The sequence below is a fragment of the Streptomyces sp. URMC 124 genome, from assembly GCF_051386455.1.
Lineage (GTDB): Bacteria > Actinomycetota > Actinomycetes > Streptomycetales > Streptomycetaceae > Streptomyces.
In genome coordinates this window covers 22,093-39,456 of record NZ_JBPQTS010000061.1, presented here as the reverse complement: position 1 = coordinate 39,456, position 17,364 = coordinate 22,093, and the positions used below count along the sequence as shown (strand labels likewise).

Here is a 17,364-nt window from a genome sequence, read left to right as displayed (position 1 = left end):
CCCCCGCCCCCGCGCAGCCGCGCGACCTCACCGTCCGTCAGGGCCCGCCCGTACACCCGGACGTCGTCCAGCTCCCCCGCCAGGTACTCCCGGCCATCCGGGCGTTGCCCCAGGTGTACCCCGAACGTGGAATTGCGGCTCACCGCCCCCGTCACGCCGGCCGCCGCCACCGCGCTCCCGTCCACCGTGAGGACGATCCGCCCCCCGCCGCGCCGCAGCACGGCCCGGTGCCAGCGCCCGTCCCCGTACCCGCCGGGGGACCGCACGACCACCGTCCGGGCGGGCCCCGCCCCGGCGACGGCCGTCACCTGCCCGGTGACCCGCCCGCCGGGGGCGAGCCGGAGCACCACCTGCGGCGCCCCTCCCATGCCGCCCATCCACAGCAACGGCTGCTCGCCCCGCGCGGCCGCGGGCCGGGAGCGGAACCACAGGGCCGCCGTGAAGTCCCGCTCCCCCAGCGGCAGGGAGGGCCGGTAGGGCAGCCGCACGGCGTCGTCCGCGCCGTCGAAGGCGAGGGCGCCGCCCGAGCGCCCCGCGACCTGCCGGGGACCTCCCAGGACGTACGCGCCCCGCGCCCCCGGCGCCCGGTCCGGCGTTACGGGCGAGGGGCCGGGGCGGGGCCCCAGCCACTCCTCCGTGAAGCGGGCGAACCGGATCTCGTCGCGCGCGTCGCGCTTGCCCGCTTCGTAGAGCAGGCCGGTGGTGACGTCGCCGCCGTCCGCGGAATCCTCGGCGCCGCGGCCTGCGGCAGGGCCCTCGGCGCCGGATCCCCCTGCACCGGGACCCTCCACGACGGCCATGTCGGAGTAGCCCGCCCAGTCGGCCGTGACGAGCCTGCCGTGCTCCACACCCTCCCAGGTGCGCCCCTGGTCGTAGGAGGAGCGGATCGTCATCGAGCGCCGCCGGTCGGGGTCGGCGGGCGAGGCGAAGAGCCAGCGCCCGGGGCGCGGCACGGCCACCGACCCCTGCACCATGGGCGTGTAGAGGTCGGGGACGGCCCGGAAGGGCCCGTCGAAGCGCATGCCCCCGTCGGGGCTGACGGCGGCGTCGCGGTTGCCCAGCTCGGTGCCGTCCTGTTCGCGCCCGCCCGCGTACACCGCGCCGTCGGACCGCTCGGCGAGCGTCAGCTCGGACGGCTTCTGCCCGTACGTGCCCTCGGGGGTGATCGGGTGGGTGTCCACCGCCCCCAGCCGCCAGTGCGCGCCGCCGTCGTCGCTGAGGGCGAGCGCCGCGTGGTTGGCGCGGACGGCGGTGCCGTCGTGGCTCTCGGCGTTGAGCCCGGCGACCAGGCGGCCGCGGTGCGGCCCGCGGGCGAGCTGGATGCCGTGGCCGGGGCCCGTGGCGTACCAGGAGTTCCAGCCGGGCGGCCGCAGGTCCCGGGTGAGGTCCTGCGGGGCGCTCCAGTGCGCGCCGTCGTCCTCGCTGTGCTGCAGGTGGGGCGTGCGGTCGCAGGGCACGTCGCAATTGCCGCCGCCCGGACGGCCCTTGTTGTACGTGGTGAGGAGCGTGATCCGGCCGCTGCGCGCGTCGACGACGGGGGCGGGGTTGCCGTGGGTGTCGCCGCGCCCCTCGTCCACCACCTGCAGCGGGCTCCAGGTGCGGCCGGCGTCGGCCGAGCGCTTGACCACGACGTCGATGTCGGTGGCGTCGCTGCAGTCGCCCTTCCGGCCTTCGGCGAAGGCGAGGATCGTGCCGTGGGCGGTCCTCACCAGCGCCGGGATGCGGAAGCAGGCGTAGACGCCGCCGTCGGCCTCCCGGCCGGCCCGGAACAGGACCTGCTCTTCGAACTCGAACGGGGCGGACCGGGTGCCCGTGGCACGGGCCTGCTGCGCCGCGACGGGTGGCAGGAGGAGGAACGAGCCCGCCAGCGCGGCGGCGGAGACCGCGTTCCTGACGGGGTGTCGGGGGACGGCGGGACCAGTACGACGGACGGCGACGACGACGCCATGAGGCCGAACGTAGGTCCCGTACGACTGTCGCACAAGGCGGACCCGGCCGATGAGCCCATACGGGTTCGCGCGGACCGCCAGTTTCGCGCGGACCGCCAGTTTCGCGCGGATCGCCGGTTCGCCCGGATCGTCAGTCCACGCGGATCGTCAGTTCACGCAGATCGTCAGTTCACGCGGGCCCCGGTTCGCGCGCATCCCCGGTTCACATCGGCCGCAGGACGACCTTGCCCAGGTTGACCCGCGCCTCGATGACCTCGTGCGCCTCCGCGGCGGCCTCCAGGGGCAGTTCGGCGTGCACCCGCGGGCGCAGCCGCCCGGCGGCGAACAGCTCCCACAGTTCCTGCCGCCACTGCTCCATCAGTTCCGGCCGGTCGCGGGCGATGAGCGCCATCTGGAAGCCCACCGCGGACTTCGCGCCGACGAGCAGGTCGTACGCCTCGATCGTGCCGCCGCCCGAGCTGTACGCCACGAGCCGGCCGCCGGGCGCGAGGGCGGCGACGGCGGGGGAGAGGAGGTCGCCGCCGACGGCGTCCAGGGCGATGTCGACCGGGCCGCCCCAGGCGTCCGGCTCCTCGCCGGCGAGGGCGTCGTACGTCACGACGTGGTCCGCGCCCAGCTCCCGCAGGAAGCCGGTCTTGGCCCGGGCCGTCGCGGTGCTGACGGCCGCCACGACCCGCCCGGCGCCGAGCTCCTTGACGAGCTGGACGGCGAGGTGGCCCGCGCCGCCCGCGGCGGCCGTCACCAGGACCGACTCACCCGCGGCGGGCCGGGCGGCCGCGTAGGCGCCGCGGGCCACCAGGCCGCAGCGGACCAGCGCCACGGCGTCCGTGGCGCTCGCGCCGCGGGGGACGGGCGAGGCCATCGCCGTGTTCAGCAGGGAGTAGTCGGCGTAGCCGTCGCCGAAGCACAGGCCGGTGACGCGGTCGCCGACGGCGAAGCCGGTGACGCCGGGGCCGGTGGCCACGACCTCCCCGGCGACCTCGCCGCCGAGGCTCGCGGGCAGCGGGAGGCCACCGCCGCGTACCTTCCGTACGACGGGCAGGGTGACGCCGACGGCTTCGGTGCGCAGCAGCAGTTCGCCGGGGCCGGGCCGGGGGATGTCGGCCTCCTCCAGCCGCAGGACTTCGGGACCGCCGTTCAGGTGATAGCGGACACGGCGCATGGGCGCGCACCTCCACGGGTGTCGTCGGGCTCCCCGACGGGTTTCGTTGGGAGCCCCAACGATAGGTCGAAATTCATGGGGATGTCCAACGTTTTTTATTGGGGCTGCCAACGGTTCCTTCGGTAGGGTCGCGCCATGACAGAGCCCCACGAGCCCGCGCTCGACCACATCCGCACCCTCCCCAGCTGGCTCCTCAACCGCGCCTCCGCGCGCGGCCGCCGGCTGCTGGGAGAGGCGTTCGCCCGCGAAGGCCTGCGCATGCCGCACCACGCCGTCCTCGCCGCCGTCGCCGACTCCGGCCCCGTCGCGCAGGCCGACCTCGGGCGGATGACCGGCTTCGACCCCAAGGACATGGTCGGCATCCTCAACGACCTGCAGCGGGCCGGGTTCGTCACCCGCACCCCCGACCCCGGCGACCGCCGCAAGAACGCCATCGCCCTCACCGCCGAGGGCCGCGGCTGCCTGCACCGGCTCGCCCGCCTGGGCGACGAGGCCAACCAGGCGCTGCTGGCCGCGCTGACGCCCGCGGAGCGGGAGCAGTTCACCGCGCTCCTCGCGCGCGTGGCGGAGGAGCGCGAGGAGGGGCCGGTGGGGTGACGAAGGGGCCGGTGGGGCAACGGAGGGTGTCGGGCCGGGGACGCGTGAACGGCCGTCAGCCCGCCGCCGTGGCCTCCTCCAGCACGATGCGCTGCTCACCCGCGTACACGTTCATCGACGCCCCGCGCAGGAAGCCCACCAGCGTCAGCCCCGTCTCCGCCGCGAGGTCCACGGCCAGCGACGAGGGCGCCGAGACCGCCGCGAGCGCCGGGATCCCGGCCATCACCGCCTTCTGCACCAGCTCGAACGAGGCCCGCCCGGAGACCATCAGCACCGTCCCGGACAGCGGCAGGAGGCCCTGCTGCAGCGCCCGTCCCACGATCTTGTCGACGGCGTTGTGCCGGCCCACGTCCTCGCGCGCGTCCAGCAGTTCGCCGTCCGCGGAGAACAGCGCCGCGGCGTGCAGCCCGCCCGTGCGGTCGAAGACCCGCTGCGCCTCCCGCAGCCGGCCGGGAAGGGAAGCCAGCAGCGCCGGCTCCAGCCGCATCGGCCCCGACGGCCCGTCCGACAGCGGGTGACGCGCCGTGGTCCGTACGGCCTCCAGGCTCGCCTTCCCGCACAGGCCGCACGAGGACGTCGTGTAGACGTTGCGCTCCAGGGTGACGTCGGGAACGGGCACGCCGGGCGCGAGACGGACATCGACGACGTTGTAGGTGTTGGAGCCGTCCTCCGTCGCCCCCGCGCAGTAGACGATGTTCGCCAGCTCTTCGGCGCTGCCGAGTACGCCTTCGCTCACCAGGAAGCCGGCCGCGAGCGCGAAGTCGTCGCCCGGCGTGCGCATGGTGATGGCCAGCGGCTTGCCGTTCAGCCGGATCTCCAGGGGCTCCTCGGCCACGAGCGTGTCCGGGCGGGCGCTGACCGCCCCGTCCCTGATGCGGATGACGCGGCGGCGTTCGGTGACCCGTCCCATGAGCGATCAGTCCCGGTGGTGGTGGGGTTGCTGGCCGCTCCATTGTGCCCGGGCGTGACGGGAGCTCATCGGTGGCCTTACCGGCGTGACGTGGGCCTCATCGGCGGCCGGGGCGGCTCCCCGCGGCCCGGGGGTGGCTACCGTTCCGTATGGCTACCGTCCGGTAGTGGACCGCCGACGTTCCCGCCCCTCCCGTCACGAGAGCGGAGATCAGCGATGGCATCCGACCGCACGCCTCCCGTACGCACAAGCCCTCCCTTACGTACGAGCCCTCCCTCGTCCCCCTCCGCAAGGCCCGCCGCCCCGCCCCTCGTGCTCAAGCCCGGCACCGAGTGGGCCGCCGCCTGGCAGCGCTGCCTGGCCGCCGCGCCCGAGGCGTTCCGCGACGACCGCGTCCTCAACCTCTGGGCCGGAGCCTGGCAGGCCGACGGCAGGCCGCTGCCCGCCACCACACCCGTCGACGGCACGCCCCTGCCCGGCCCGCCCCGCCTGGACGCGGCCGGTGCCCACCGGGCCGTCCGCGCCGCCGTGGACGCCCACCGGGCCTGGCGCCACGTGCCGCTCGCCGACCGCAAGGCGCGGGTCGCCGCCGCCCTCGACGCCCTGGACGCCCACCGCGACCTGCTGGCCCTTCTGCTGGTCTGGGAGATCGGCAAGCCCTGGCGCCTCGCCCGGGCGGACGTGGACCGCGCGGTCGACGGCGTCCGCTGGTACGTGGCGGAGATCGACCGCATGCTGCCCGGGCGCACCCCGCTGCCCGGCCCCGTCAGCAACATCGCCAGCTGGAACTACCCGATGAGCGTCCTCGCCCACGCCATGCTCGTCCAGGCGCTGGCCGGCAACGCCGTGATCGCCAAGACCCCCACCGACGGCGGCCTGGCCTGCCTGACGCTGGCCTCGGCGCTCGCCGCGCGCGAAGGCGTCCCCCTGACCCTCGTCAGCGGCAGCGGCGGCGAGCTGTCCGAGGCGCTCGTGCGCGCCCCCGGGATCGGCTGCGTGTCCTTCGTCGGCGGGCGGGACACCGGCGCTCGCGTCGCCACCGCCGTGGCCGACCTCGGCAAGCGCCACGTCCTCGAACAAGAGGGCCTCAACACCTGGGGCGTGTGGGACTTCACGGACTGGACGGCGTTCGGCGCGCGGATCCGCAAGACCTTCGAGTACGCCAAGCAGCGCTGCACGGCCTACCCGCGGTTCGTCGTGCAGCGGGAAGCCTTCGCGGACTTCCTCGCGGTCTACCTCCCCGCGGTGCGGGACGTCTCCTTCGGTCACCCGCTCGCAGTGCGGGCGCCCGGCGACGACCTCCCCGAGCTCGACTTCGGGCCCCTGATCACCGCCGCCAAGGCGCAGGAGCTGACCGGGCAGGTGGACGAGGCCGTCCGCAGGGGCGCCGTACCGCTGCACCGCGGGCGCCTGGCCGAGGGCCGCTTCCTGCCGGGCCAGGACACCGGCGCGTACGTCCCGCCCATCGCGCTGCTGAGCCCGCCGCCCTCCTCCCCCTTGCACCACGCCGAACCCTTCGGCCCCGTCGACACCGTCGTCCCGGTCGACACCGAGGCCGAGCTGCTCGCCGCCATGAACGCCAGCAACGGCGCGCTCGTCGCCGCCCTGTCCTGCGACGACGAGGCGGTCTTCGCGCGCCTGGCCCCGCAGATACGGGCGTTCAAGGTCGGCCGCAACGGCCCCCGCTCGCGCGGCGACCGCGAGGAGCTCTTCGGCGGCTTCGGGGCGTCGTGGCGCGGCGCCTTCGTCGGCGGCGAACTGCTCGTGCGCGCGGTGACGGAGGGCCCGCCCGGCGAACGGCTCCCGGGGAACTTCCCGGACTACCACCTGATGCCGTGAGGCCCGGGGCGGCGCGCGCCCTGCACGCACCGTGACGCGGTGAGAGCCGGGGCCGTCGCGGTGCGCCCGCGGCGGCCCTGCCCGATCCCGCCCCGATCCCCCTAGCCGATTCCCTGCCGGTCCGGCAGCAGCGCGAACTCCCGGTCCGCCGCGTCCGCCGCCGTACGCGCCACGGCGTGCTCCAGCAGCGCGCGGTGCCGCTCCAGCGGCGGGCGCCGGTCCGCCAGGACCAGCCACCAGAGGTCCTCCAGGGCCGCCATCATTCGCCGGGTCACCTGCGGGCTGCCGGTCGCACAGCCGCGGATCTCCGCGAACCCCAGGTCGACGAGGTCCGCCCAGCCGGGCACGTCCTGCACCAGGCGCACCGCCCCCTTGTGGTCGCAGTGGTGCAGCGCCCCCAGCGGGCGGCGGGCCACGGCCGCGAGGAACTGGGTGATCCGGTCCAGGCACTGCACGGCCGTCGTCGGATCGTTCACCGCGGGGGACAGGGCCCGCTGCGCGATGTCCGACAGCTGGCGCAGCCCGAACCCCAGGTCCTGGTGGAAGGTCCGCTCCACCCCCACCGTCACGGTGTACCGCAGCGCGCGGGGCGGGGGTGCGGCTCCGCCGTGCACCGCCAGGACCGGCGTCCCGGGCACCACGAAGTCCCCGATCCGCGGGATCAGCCGCAGGACGACGCCGTGCCGCCGTGCCACCCGCACCAGCCGCGCGACGTTCACGTCCCGCAGCACCCCGGCGCGGCCCGTGTGCGCGACCTCCGCGCCCGGCTCCGCGAGCACGGGCCGCTCGTCCTCCGCGACACCGTGCCTGCCCAGCACCCGCAGGGACTCCCGCGTGATCCGGTCGATCACGTGACTCACCCGCATCAGCCGCAGCGTGGAGTTCACGTAGGCGACGAACAGGCCCAGGCTCACCAGCACCAGCCCGACGCACACGATGCCGGAGACGACGGGGACGGTGGAGACCGTGCGGGGGTCCGCCTCGCCCTCGTAGGAGGCCTGCACCAGCAGCGCGAACAGGAACGTCGCCAGGAAGACCGCGAAGGTGCACTTGGTGATCCGGCTGCGGACGTACAGGCGCACCACGCGCGGGGAGAACTGCCCGCCGGCCATCTGCAGCGCGACCAGGGAGATCGAGAAGACCACGCCGATGAAGGTCAGCATCGCCGAGCCGACGGTGGTGATGATCGTCTTGGCGTCGTCGGCGATCCCGGTCAGGGACTCGACGGTCGCGTAGTCCCCCTCGGCCTGCAGCGCCCCGATGAGGAGCCGGTCCACCTCCAGCACCCCGGCGGCCAGCGCCGCGGCCCCGACGAGCCCCGCGGTGGGCGCGAACCAGAAGGTGTCCCGCAGGTGCTCCCGCAGCGGCGACAGGGCCCGCGGCCGCCGCCGCGCACCCACCACCGCCCGGGCTTGGCCCGTATTGCCCATAAAGGGACCTTATGCCCGGGCCGGATACCCAGGTGAAAGGCACTCCGAAACCTTGGTATTGTTATCCATGTCGCCGCGGGGAAAACCCCGCGAAGACGACACCCGGTCCGGGTGGCGGAATGGCAGACGCGCTAGCTTGAGGTGCTAGTGCCCTTTATCGGGCGTGGGGGTTCAAGTCCCCCCTCGGACACCAGTAAAAACCCCAGTTGATCTGGGGTTTTTCTGTTTTTCCGGACGGCCCTCGTCGCGGCCCTTCAGCCCGAAACGGTCTGGCCGTCGAAGATGCCGCCGACGCAGACCCTCACGGTGGGTGAGATCCGCACTACCGTCCCGCCACCCAGCATGCATTGGTTGGCCGTGACGGATGCGGGTGCGGCCGCGGCCGGTCCCGCGAGGGCCGCCAGGGGGAAACCGAGAAGAGCCGTGGAAACAGCGATAGCGATACCACGCATGTCGACTCCATCAGCCGGGGAGCGGGGTGGACCCGGCTCCGGGGAGGCTTGTGAAGCCGTTGTCTCACCCTCGCTGCTCTCGGTCCATGCTCGTTGACCGGCCCCCCTCGTGTGAGTGAAGGCGTTCACTCGGTCGGAGTAGCTCGCCGTGGATCGGGTCGGGTGTCGGCAGCCACGTGCCTGCGCGGCAGGGGGCCCGCCCGGGCGGGTAATATGGTACGAAGCGCTCCTCTTCGGGGCGCTTCCGCAGGTCATCCTTGGACACCACCGAAACCCCAGCCGGGCTGGGGTTTTTCCGTGTGCCCTGAACTATCAGAGATCCACGAGGCATGAACGTTTCCACCACCGGGCGCGCCGAGCGCGCCGCAGGTGACCGGTCCGCCGCTGATGTGACGGGCCGCCGTCCCGTCCGGGTGGGCGTGCTGGTCGCCGCGCTGCTCACGGCCTGCGTCGCCTTCCAGCTCAACGCCAGCATGCTCAGCCCCGCGCTGAAGAGCATCGAGGACAGCCTGGGCGCCGACTCCGCCGAGATCGGGCTCACGCAGACCGCGTTCTTCACGTCGGCCGCCCTCTTCTCGCTCTTCCTGCCGCGGCTCGGCGACGTGATCGGACGCCGCAAGGTCCTGGCGGGCATGCTGGCCCTGATGGCCGTCGGCTGCGTGGTCGCGGCGCTGGCGGAGAGCGTGCCCGTGCTGTTCGCCGGGCGGATCCTGCAGGGCGCGTCCGGGCCCACCGTGCCCCTGTGCCTGATCATGCTGCGGGTGGAGGTGACCGAGCCGAAGCGCTACGGCACGCTGCTCGGTGTGATCACGGCCGTCAACGGCGGCGTCGCCGGTGTGGACTCCCTCGCGGGCGGCTTCCTCGCGGACAACCACGGTTTCCAGGCGGTCTTCTGGGCGATGGCCGTCGTGGCCGTCCTCGCCACCGTCCTGGTCGCCACCCTGACCCGCGAGTCGAAGGTCGTGGCCGCCGACCGGATGGACTGGCCGGGCGTGGCCCTGCTCGTCGTCTCCGTCGGCTCGCTGCTCATCGCGCTCAACGAGGCGGGCAAGCTGGGCGCCGCCCGCTGGCCGGTGGTCGCCGCGCTGACGGTCGTGGCCGCCGTCGCGTTCGCCCTGTTCTGGCGCACCGAGGACCGCAGCGCCCACCCGCTGGTGGCCACCCGCCACCTCAAGCAGCGCGGGACCTGGGCCACCCTGCTGACCACGACGCTCACCATGACCGGCGTCTTCGCCGTGATGAACGGCCTCATTCCCTCCCTCGCCCAGGACGCGCAGGCGGGCCTGGGGATGTCCGCCGAGGCTTCCGCGTGGTGGACGCTCACCCCCTACGCCCTCGCGGGCCTCGCCATGGGCCCGGTGGCCGGTCGTCTCGCCGCCACCTTCGGCTACGGGCGCGTCCTGCGGCTGGGTCTCGTCGGGTCGGCGGCGTCCGTCGTCCTGATGATCCTCACCGTCCCGGCGGACTCGCGCGTCCTGCTGCTGGTGGCCTCGCTGCTGGTCGGCATCACCTACGCGGGCGTGGCGAACATCGTGCTCAACGGCCTGGGCATCGTCCTGTCGCCCAAGGAGAACCCGGGCTTCCTGCCGGGCCTCAACGCGGGGGCGTTCAACCTCGGTGCGGGCCTGAGCTTCGCCCTGCTGTACGCGGTGAAGACCGCCGTGCAGCCGTCCGACCCGGCCTCGTCCACCGGCTACACCGCCGGCATGATCGCCGGCGTCGTCATCCTGGCCGCCGCCCTGGCGGCGTCCTTCCTGATCCCCAAGCCGGTGACGGCGGAGGCCCAGAGCTGACACCCGGTCGCCCTCGGCGGAGAACCCCGGCTTCCGAGCCGGGGTTCTCCGCATTCCGGACGGCGTGCGAGGGCGGGCCGCCGTCCGGCGCCGGTCGGGCTCGGCCGGGCCCGGCACCGCCGGCCGGCCCGCGCCCGCCGTGGCCCGTCGTCGCTGCCGCCCGGCCCCGCGGTAAGACCCGGCCCCGCGGTAAGACCCGGCCCCGCGGGTGAGACCCGCCCCCACGGGAGCCGGCGGAACTCAGCGCCCCCTGCTCGCCGGGGCCACCGGGGCGCCGTTGCCGTTCGCGGCGGCCTTCGCCGCCCGGCGGCCGTTCGCCGCGGGCTTCGGCGCCGCCACGGCCCCAGGGGTCTCGGCGGCAGCCGCCTCCGCCGTCTCCGCGCTCTCCGCGGGCCCCGGAGTCTTCGCCGCCTTCGACTGCGCCGCCTCCTGGATCAGCCGTGACCGCATGGCCAGGTACTTCGCGTTCAGCTCGTCGACGGGGATGAACTTGCTGACGCCGCCCTCGCTGATCTTCGGCTCCTGGCGCTCCATGATGCGGACGTCCTGGACGTCCTGGATCCACTTCTCCATGTAGAGGGAGGCCCGGGGCAGGATGCGCCGCAGCCGCTCGGAGCGGAGGAACGGCTTGACCGTCGGGTACTCGTACCAGCGCAGGATGTGCTCGGTGTGCCCGTCGTCGACGGGGACGAGCCACGACGTCGCCTCGAACTGCTCGGTCTGGACGTGCACCTGGCAGGGGAAGGTGAACGTGATGACGTAGTGCGTCGTGTTGGAGGGGTCGGCCTCCTCCTGGTGGTCGAAGGAGTAGCGCAGCGTCAGCCCGTCCGCCTCGGTCTCCAGCTTGTGGTTGACGATCTTCGTCGCTGCGAGGTAGCGCTCCTTGCCGTCGAGGCCGAGCTTGCGCGCCGTTCCGTAGAGGAAGAGGTAGTCGATGTAGTTGAACCAGTGATCACGGTGGACGTACGTGATGTGGTAGAACTCGAGCAGGCTTTCGATGTAGCGGGTGTAGTGGACCGGGCGGGTCCAGTGCAGGGTCGAGTGGACCTTGGGGTTGCCGGCCACGACCGGTGCGATCCCGAGGTCCGGCAGGTCGGCCGCGGCCCGCTCCTCGCCCCACCACAGCCACACCAGGCCGTGGGCTTCGCGGACCGGGTGGGTGGGCACCCGCAGCGAGCGGGGTATTCGGGCCCCGGAGCCCATCGCGGGCACGGCCTTGCACGCGCCGTCGGGCCCGTAGCGGAAGCCGTGGTACGGGCATTCGACGGAGTTGCCCTTCATCCGGCCGTCGGCGAGGTTCGCGCCCTTGTGGGGGCACCGCGCGCCCTGGCAGACGAGGTTGCCGTCGAGGTCGCGCCACAGGACCAGCTCCTGGCCCATGCGGCGCAACCCCGTGGGTTTGTCGTTGCGCACCTCCTCGGCCGGGAGCACCGGATACCACTGGTTGGGGATCATGTCGTTCTCTCCTCGGTTCTCCTCGGTTCTCCTGCGGTTTCTGCTCGGGACGGGGGCTCAGCCCTCGACGACCTCCACCGTCCCCGTGTCGCCGTCGACCATGACCATGTCGCCGGTGCTGATGCTCTGCGTCGCGTACTTGGTGTTCACCACCGAGGGCACGTGGAACTCGCGGGAGACGATCGAGCTGTGCGACAGCATGGAGCCGACGTCGGTGACGACGCCGCCGGCGATGGCGAACAGCGGTGTCCACGACGCGTCGGTGTAGCGGGTCACGAGGATCTCGCCGGGCTCGAACTCGTCGGCCTGCCAGGTGAGGTCCTCCACGATGCGGGCGCGGCCGACGACCCGCCCGGGGCTCGCGCCCAGCCCGCTGAGCCGGGCCCCGTCGGGAGCGGGCCGCACGGCCTGGGTGATGTCGTGCTCGCCGATGAAGGTCAGGGGCGGCTCCGGCAGCCGCTTGCGGTACTCGTGCAGGCGCCGGGCCTCGTCGATCCGCTCCCGGGGGAAGGCCGCCGCCTCGTCGGCCCCGCCCGCGAGGTAGGCCCGCACGTCCTCGAAGGCGAGGTGGGCGACCTCCTCCAGGGAGTGCAGGACGCCCGCCTCCACCAGCCGCCGGCCGACCTCGTACACCACGTTCCGCACCAGCCAGATCGAGGTGATCATCGACATCCGGGTGGTCTCACGCAGCTCGCTGCACAGCGCGTACAGCGAGATGACCGTCTCGATCACCTTGCGCTGCGGCAGCGAGAGCTTCTTGAGGACCTCCCGCGAGTCGTCGTGGTAGCCGCTGCTGCGCCTGAGGATGTCGTCGGCGGAGAAGCCGTCGGAGGCGTAGCGCCGGATCATCCGGAAGATGTACGACGGGTCGTCGATCCACCGCGGGTGGGTGAGCTCCATCTCCTGGTGGCCGCGGGTGCCGTTGGCGCGCAGGAACGGCTCCATGTGCCGCTCCCAGAAGACGGCGCCCTCGTCGTCCGCGCGCAGCGTCTCCTCGACGGACTCCAGAGGCTGCTCGTTGATGATCCGCAGGACCCGGGGGCGGTCCTTGGCGGCCTGGGCGACGGCCCAGATCTCCTTCGCGGACTCGACCGTCCGCAGGCTCGACATGTCGGTCTTGATGCGGTTCTGCAGGTTCTCGCCCTCCGCGCCGAGCCACGCCCGGCACAGCTCGGTGAGGATCCCGTAGAACCCGAAGGCGTTGATGTAGTACGGCATGTAGCCCACGTGGCTGTCGTGGAAGTAGCCGAGGTTGCGGGTGAGTTCGGCGTGCAGCTCGCGGCGGCTCATGCGCGAGAGGTCCAGCCGCCGGGCGCGGTCGAACTCGTAGAGCCGGGAGGCGACCATCTCCTTGGACCGCGACGTCATCCGCACCGCCTCGGCGGCGGTGCAGCGCAGCCAGTGCGCCGTGGACAGCACGTCCTCCACGCCGCCGGGGAACGTCCCGAAGGGGTTCGCGTAGTCGGCGAGGGCCCCTCCTTCCCCTCCCTCGACGTCTTCGCCGACGAACCGCTTGGTGAAGTGGCGCTGGTCGCGCGTGGGCAGGGCCTGGCCGAGCAGGTAGGCGCTGTAGGAGATGTTGAGGTAGATGTGGCCCTGGTAGTAGCCCATGTGCAGGTCGGCGTCGCCGGTGTCGCGCACGCCGAGGGCCGCGGCGCAGTCCAGGTGGACGTTCTCCTGGTAGTAGCGCGCGAAGCTCAGGCCCAGCGGCGTCATCAGGCCGACGAAGATCTCGCCGATGTCCATGCGCGACCACAGGGTGCCCTTCTGCACGGGCTCCGGCTGCTCGGTCACGTACGGGCTGAGCGCCCCGGCGCGCGCGGCGGTGTCGGCGGGGGCCGGCCCGGTGGTGATCGGGCGGGTCTGGAAGAGGTGGAACGCGCCGTCGCGCAGGCCCCATTCGACGTCCTGCTCGCTGCCGTAGTGCTCGCGCACCCGCAGCCCGAGCCGCGCGAGCTCGGCGAGCTGCGCGTGGTCCAGGCAGGGGACGTTGCGGTCGGCGGCGTCGACCTTCGTCATGCCGATCTTCCCCGGTGCCAGCGGCGCCCACTTGGCCACCTTGTAGCGCACCCGCTCCTCGACGACCTCCAGGCTGCCGTCGTCGACGACGAACAGGTCGCTGGAGACCCGCCCGGACACCAGCCCCTCGCCCAGCCCCTGGCACGCCTCGACCACCACGCGGTGCGGCCGGGCGCTGACGGGGTCGACGGTGAACAGCACGCCGCTGACGTCGCAGTGGATCATCTCCTGGACGACGACGGCCATCGCCCCGGCCGTCGCGCCGTCGCGGTAGGCCGTGGCCCGGGCCGACCACAGCGACGCCCAGCACTGCCGCACGGCGTCCAGCAGCGCCGCGTCCCCCGCGACGTCGAGCACGGTGTCGTGCTGGCCGGCGAAGGAGCGCGCCGCCGAGTCCTCCTTGAGCGCCGAGGAGCGCACGGCCACCCGCGGCCGGCCGAGCTTCTCGTAGGCGGCCAGGATCTCGTCGGCGATCGGGGCGGGGATGCGGGTCGCGAGGATCAGCTCGCGGACCGTCCCGCCGTCGGTGCCCTCGATCTTGCCGGCCAGGCCGGTGTCGGCGAGGTAGCGGGTGAAGAGCGCTGTGGTCAGGCAGAAGGCGGGCGGCACCGGCAGCCCCGCCGCGATCATGTCGGCGAGCCGGGCCGCCTTGCCGCCGAGGACGGCGGGGTCGGCCTGCCCGGGGCCGCCGAGCTCGACGACGTCGCCGGTCGGCGCTGCGAGGGTGGCGGTGTCTTGGGGACGGGTTGCCATGTTGGGGCTCTCCTGGACGCTCGGGCCTGCGCGGGGGACTACTTGCTGGTGGCCGTGAAGGCGCGGAACTGCTCGCCCGGGACGGGCCGGGCCGACTCGACGCCGGTGAACCCCGCCCGCTCCAGCTGCGCGACGAGCCCGTCCTCGCGGGGCAGCGGGCCGCCGAAGTCGGCGTAGGCGAACCAGAGGCTGAGGACGTCCAGGCCGATGTTGCCGCCCTGGCAGGCCGTGGTGAGCAGGATCCTGCCGCCGGGCGCGAGCAGCGAGCGGGCCCGCTCCAGCGCCGCCACGCGCTCGTCCTCGGCGAAGTAGTAGATGTTGTTGTGCATCGTCACGAGGTCGAACTGCGGCTGCAGGTCGAGGGTGCGCAGGTCGCCCCGCCGGGTCTCGACGCGGTCGGAGAGCCCCCACTCGGCCATGTTCTTGGACGCGGTGTCCGCGACCTCCTGCTGCATGTCGATCGCGAGGGCCGACAGCCGCGGGTTGAGCCGCGCCGCGTGCCGCACGTGCACGCCGCTGCCGCAGCCGACCTCCAGCATCCGCACCGGGGCGTCGCGGTCGAGGGTGCGCGCGATCGCCGCCTCCACGAACGGCTCGATCACCCGCGTGGAGCGGGCGATGACCAGCCCGTCCTGGTCGCCCAGCGAGAAGCGCTCCCCGGTCGCCGCCATCCGCGGGCCGCCGAGCAGCACCGGCACGTGGAAGCGCAGCACCTCCTCCAGGGCCGCGGCCAGGGCGTCGTTGCCCGCTCGGGCGAGCGTCCGGGCGGCGATGCCCTTGAGCCGGTAGCAGCCCTCGCGCTTGTCCAGCTCGCCGAGCCGCACCCCGACCTCCAGCCAGGCCCGCAGCCGCTGCTTGTCCTGCGCGGCGCCCAGCTTGTCGGCCAGCGACTCCAGGTCGCAGGGGCGCACGGCCAGCCAGCCGAGGACGCCGGAGCCCGCCGCGGAGGCGAGGAACGCCGCCCGGTAGACGGGCGTGATGAACCCCTTGGACACCGCGAGCAGCAGGGGCATCCGCCAGTTGCCGACGATCCGCACCGCGTTCAGGGCGTCGCCGAGCGGCTCCCCCACGCGGTTCCCGACACTCTTGACCAGGCTCAGTACGTCCATGAGGGTTCCCTTTGCTCGGACGGGGCCGCGGGGGCCCCGGCTGGGGTCGACAGGGCCGCCGCGGGGCGGGGCAGCCGGGCGAGTTCACCGCGCAGCTCCCGCAGCAGCCGCTCCCGCGCCGGGCCGCCGGCGGTGAGGAAGAAGTGGTCGCCGTGCACGTGGTGGCGCAGGAACGAACTCGCCGTGTACGCGCGCCACGCCTCCACCTCGGCTGCCTCCGCGACCGGGTCGTCGCTCGCGGAGAACGCCGTCATCGGGCAGCCCAGCGGACGGCGCGGCCGCCACCGGTAGTCGTTGCAGACCCGCAGGTCCGCCCGGAGGACCGGCAGCCTCCGCGCGAGATAGGCGTCGTTGAGCGGCGCCCGGTCGCCGTCGCCGAGCGCCCCGATGCCGGCCGCGAACCGGCGCAGCCCGGCGTCGGGCAGCAGGTGCTCGGTGCGGTCCCCGTACAAGTGGGGCGCCCGGCTGCCGGAGACGAACAGGTGGCGCGGCCCGGGCTCCCCGCGCTCCCGCAGCGCGCAGCCGACTTCGTAGGCCAGCAGCGCGCCCATGCTGTGCCCGAAGAACGCGTAGTCGCGGGTCAGGCCCCGGCGCACCAGCTCGTCGGCGAGATCCGCCACGAGCGGCCCGGCGGACGTGTACGGCTCCTCGCGCATCCGCAGGCCGCGGCCGGGCAGCTGTACGGCCACGACCTCCCTGCCCAGGCGCTCGCGCCAGTCGCGGTAGACGGAGGCCGTGCCGCCCGCGTACGGGAAGCAGACCAGCAGCGTCCCCGCGCCGGTGGCGGGCGGCGGAGCGCCGAAGCGCGGGAACCACAGGGCGTCCCGGGGAAGGGCGGTGACGAGCGGCTCAGCGGGCGACATGCTTGCGTCCCTCCGCCGAGTCCAGCCACGCCACGGTGCGCCGCATGCCCTCCTCGAAGCCCACCGGGCTCTTGAAGCCGAACTCCTCCTGCGCGCGCTCGATCCCGTACGACTGGTCGCGGTCGAAGAGGTGCACCGCGTGGCGGGTGAGGACCGGCCGCGCCGTGATACCGAAGGCGCCGTACAGCTTCTCCGAGACGGTCGCCACGAGGGTGGCCACCGGCGTGGGCAGGCTGAGCTTCGGCGGCGGCGCGCCCAGGCCGCGGGCGAGCGCCTCGATGTACTCGCGCCACGTCGTCGTCTCCGGGTCGCGCAGGTTGTACGCGCGGCCCGCCGTCGCCTCCGACGCGCACGCGTCGATCATGGCGTCGACGGCGTTGCCCACGTACAGCAGCCCGGCCGGGACGCGGCCCTGGCGGATGTAGACCATCTGCTTGCGCAGCAGCAGGTCCGCGATCTCGATGACGAAGTCCTTGCTGCCGGGCCCGTAGACGGACACCGGGCGGATCACCGTCACCGGCACCCCGGTGCGCTCGGCGGCCTCGCGCACCGCCCGCTCGCCCAGCAGCTTGCTGCGGTTGTACGGCAGGCCGGTGTCGCGGGGCTCGGTGCGCTCGTCGCACGGACGTACGGGATAGCCGTAGACGTCGGTGGTGCTGACGTGCAGCACCCGCTGGACCGTGCCCGCGTGGGCCGCGGCCTCGACGACGTTGGCCGCGCCGGTGACGTTGATGCGCCGGAAGTCCTCCCAGGCGCCCCAGTCCGCCGACATCCCGGCGCAGTGGTACACCTGCCGCACCCCGGCCGTGGCCCGGTGCAGGCTCGCGAGGTCGTTCAGGTCGCCGGTAACGGCGTCGGCCTCCGAGCCCGCGAACCCCGACCGGTCGCTGCCCTCCCGGACGAGCACGCGCACCCGGTGGCCGCGCTCGGCCAGGCGGCGGACGAGGTGCCCGCCGATGAACCCGCTCGCCCCGGTGACCAGGACGTCCGGCTGCCCGCCGGGGCCGGATGTTTCCGTGTTCTGCGTCGACAT

General features: G+C 73.8%; 12 protein-coding genes and 1 tRNA gene. 4 read left to right on the top strand and 9 right to left on the bottom strand.

Annotated features, from left to right (window positions below; all coding sequences use genetic code 11):
- A partial coding sequence (locus ACSNOG_RS15315) for an exo-alpha-sialidase (RefSeq protein ID WP_436753197.1) occupies positions 1 to 1,982 on the bottom strand: 1,982 nt, incomplete at its 3' end.
- A 169-nt stretch (positions 1,983 to 2,151) separates the two neighbouring features.
- On the bottom strand, positions 2,152 to 3,111 hold the full coding sequence (locus ACSNOG_RS15310) for a quinone oxidoreductase family protein (RefSeq protein WP_436753196.1): 960 nt from the start codon (positions 3,109 to 3,111) through the stop codon (positions 2,152 to 2,154).
- A 135-nt stretch (positions 3,112 to 3,246) separates the two neighbouring features.
- On the opposite strand from ACSNOG_RS15310, the gene ACSNOG_RS15305 reads away from it, so the two are divergent.
- Complete coding sequence (locus ACSNOG_RS15305) at positions 3,247 to 3,708, top strand: MarR family winged helix-turn-helix transcriptional regulator (RefSeq protein ID WP_436753195.1); 462 nt, start codon at positions 3,247 to 3,249, stop codon at positions 3,706 to 3,708.
- 55 nt (positions 3,709 to 3,763) lie between these two features.
- On the opposite strand, the gene fdhD is transcribed toward ACSNOG_RS15305, so the two are convergent.
- The gene (fdhD, locus tag ACSNOG_RS15300; RefSeq protein WP_436753194.1) at positions 3,764 to 4,618 is read right to left on the bottom strand and encodes a formate dehydrogenase accessory sulfurtransferase FdhD; all 855 of its coding nucleotides are present in this window, start codon (positions 4,616 to 4,618) and stop codon (positions 3,764 to 3,766) included.
- 216 nt (positions 4,619 to 4,834) lie between these two features.
- Between fdhD and ACSNOG_RS15295 the strand changes: the two genes are divergently transcribed.
- Positions 4,835 to 6,457: an aldehyde dehydrogenase family protein gene (locus tag ACSNOG_RS15295; protein ID WP_436753193.1), complete on the top strand. Its 1,623-nt coding sequence runs from the start codon at positions 4,835 to 4,837 to the stop codon at positions 6,455 to 6,457.
- A gap of 101 nt (positions 6,458 to 6,558) precedes the next feature.
- On the opposite strand, the gene ACSNOG_RS15290 is transcribed toward ACSNOG_RS15295, so the two are convergent.
- Positions 6,559 to 7,887: a DUF2254 domain-containing protein gene (locus ACSNOG_RS15290; protein ID WP_436753192.1), complete on the bottom strand. Its 1,329-nt coding sequence runs from the start codon at positions 7,885 to 7,887 to the stop codon at positions 6,559 to 6,561.
- A gap of 105 nt (positions 7,888 to 7,992) precedes the next feature.
- Here ACSNOG_RS15290 and ACSNOG_RS15285 point away from each other — a divergent pair.
- Positions 7,993 to 8,080: transfer RNA gene (locus ACSNOG_RS15285), tRNA-Leu, on the top strand.
- 588 nt (positions 8,081 to 8,668) lie between these two features.
- Entirely contained in the window at positions 8,669 to 10,132 is a 1,464-nt protein-coding gene (locus ACSNOG_RS15280) for an MFS transporter (protein ID WP_436753191.1), read from the top strand.
- 240 nt (positions 10,133 to 10,372) lie between these two features.
- Here the strand turns inward: ACSNOG_RS15280 and ACSNOG_RS15275 are convergent, their stop codons facing one another.
- The 5 genes from ACSNOG_RS15275 to ACSNOG_RS15255 are packed head-to-tail and all read right to left on the bottom strand — an operon-like array spanning position 10,373 to position 17,364.
- A complete protein-coding gene (locus ACSNOG_RS15275) occupies positions 10,373 to 11,587 on the bottom strand; it encodes a Rieske 2Fe-2S domain-containing protein (RefSeq protein ID WP_436753190.1) in 1,215 nt (404 codons plus the stop codon).
- Between the two features lie 57 nt (positions 11,588 to 11,644).
- On the bottom strand, positions 11,645 to 14,359 hold the full coding sequence (locus ACSNOG_RS15270; protein WP_436753189.1) for a PEP/pyruvate-binding domain-containing protein: 2,715 nt from the start codon (positions 14,357 to 14,359) through the stop codon (positions 11,645 to 11,647).
- Between the two features lie 38 nt (positions 14,360 to 14,397).
- On the bottom strand, positions 14,398 to 15,468 hold the full coding sequence (locus ACSNOG_RS15265; RefSeq protein ID WP_436753188.1) for an SAM-dependent methyltransferase: 1,071 nt from the start codon (positions 15,466 to 15,468) through the stop codon (positions 14,398 to 14,400).
- A complete protein-coding gene (locus tag ACSNOG_RS15260) occupies positions 15,456 to 16,331 on the bottom strand; it encodes a thioesterase II family protein (protein ID WP_436753187.1) in 876 nt (291 codons plus the stop codon). The genes ACSNOG_RS15265 and ACSNOG_RS15260 overlap by 13 nt, the downstream gene beginning before the upstream one ends.
- Positions 16,318 to 17,364, bottom strand: coding sequence for an NAD-dependent epimerase/dehydratase family protein (locus ACSNOG_RS15255; RefSeq protein WP_436753186.1), 1,047 nt, complete (start codon positions 17,362 to 17,364; stop codon positions 16,318 to 16,320). The genes ACSNOG_RS15260 and ACSNOG_RS15255 overlap by 14 nt, the downstream gene beginning before the upstream one ends.

What these genes read in the sequence shown, in the direction of transcription:
- ACSNOG_RS15310 (WP_436753196.1), bottom strand. Translation starts at nt 3,111, where the DNA reads ATGCGCCGTGTCCGCTATCACCTGAACGGCGGTCCCGAAGTCCTGCGG.
- ACSNOG_RS15305 (WP_436753195.1), top strand. Translation starts at nt 3,247, where the DNA reads ATGACAGAGCCCCACGAGCCCGCGCTCGACCACATCCGCACCCTCCCC.
- fdhD (WP_436753194.1), bottom strand. Translation starts at nt 4,618, where the DNA reads ATGGGACGGGTCACCGAACGCCGCCGCGTCATCCGCATCAGGGACGGG.
- ACSNOG_RS15295 (WP_436753193.1), top strand. Translation starts at nt 4,835, where the DNA reads ATGGCATCCGACCGCACGCCTCCCGTACGCACAAGCCCTCCCTTACGT.
- ACSNOG_RS15290 (WP_436753192.1), bottom strand. Translation starts at nt 7,887, where the DNA reads ATGGGCAATACGGGCCAAGCCCGGGCGGTGGTGGGTGCGCGGCGGCGG.
- ACSNOG_RS15280 (WP_436753191.1), top strand. Translation starts at nt 8,669, where the DNA reads ATGAACGTTTCCACCACCGGGCGCGCCGAGCGCGCCGCAGGTGACCGG.
- ACSNOG_RS15275 (WP_436753190.1), bottom strand. Translation starts at nt 11,587, where the DNA reads ATGATCCCCAACCAGTGGTATCCGGTGCTCCCGGCCGAGGAGGTGCGC.
- ACSNOG_RS15270 (WP_436753189.1), bottom strand. Translation starts at nt 14,359, where the DNA reads ATGGCAACCCGTCCCCAAGACACCGCCACCCTCGCAGCGCCGACCGGC.
- ACSNOG_RS15265 (WP_436753188.1), bottom strand. Translation starts at nt 15,468, where the DNA reads ATGGACGTACTGAGCCTGGTCAAGAGTGTCGGGAACCGCGTGGGGGAG.
- ACSNOG_RS15260 (WP_436753187.1), bottom strand. Translation starts at nt 16,331, where the DNA reads ATGTCGCCCGCTGAGCCGCTCGTCACCGCCCTTCCCCGGGACGCCCTG.
- ACSNOG_RS15255 (WP_436753186.1), bottom strand. Translation starts at nt 17,364, where the DNA reads ATGTCGACGCAGAACACGGAAACATCCGGCCCCGGCGGGCAGCCGGAC.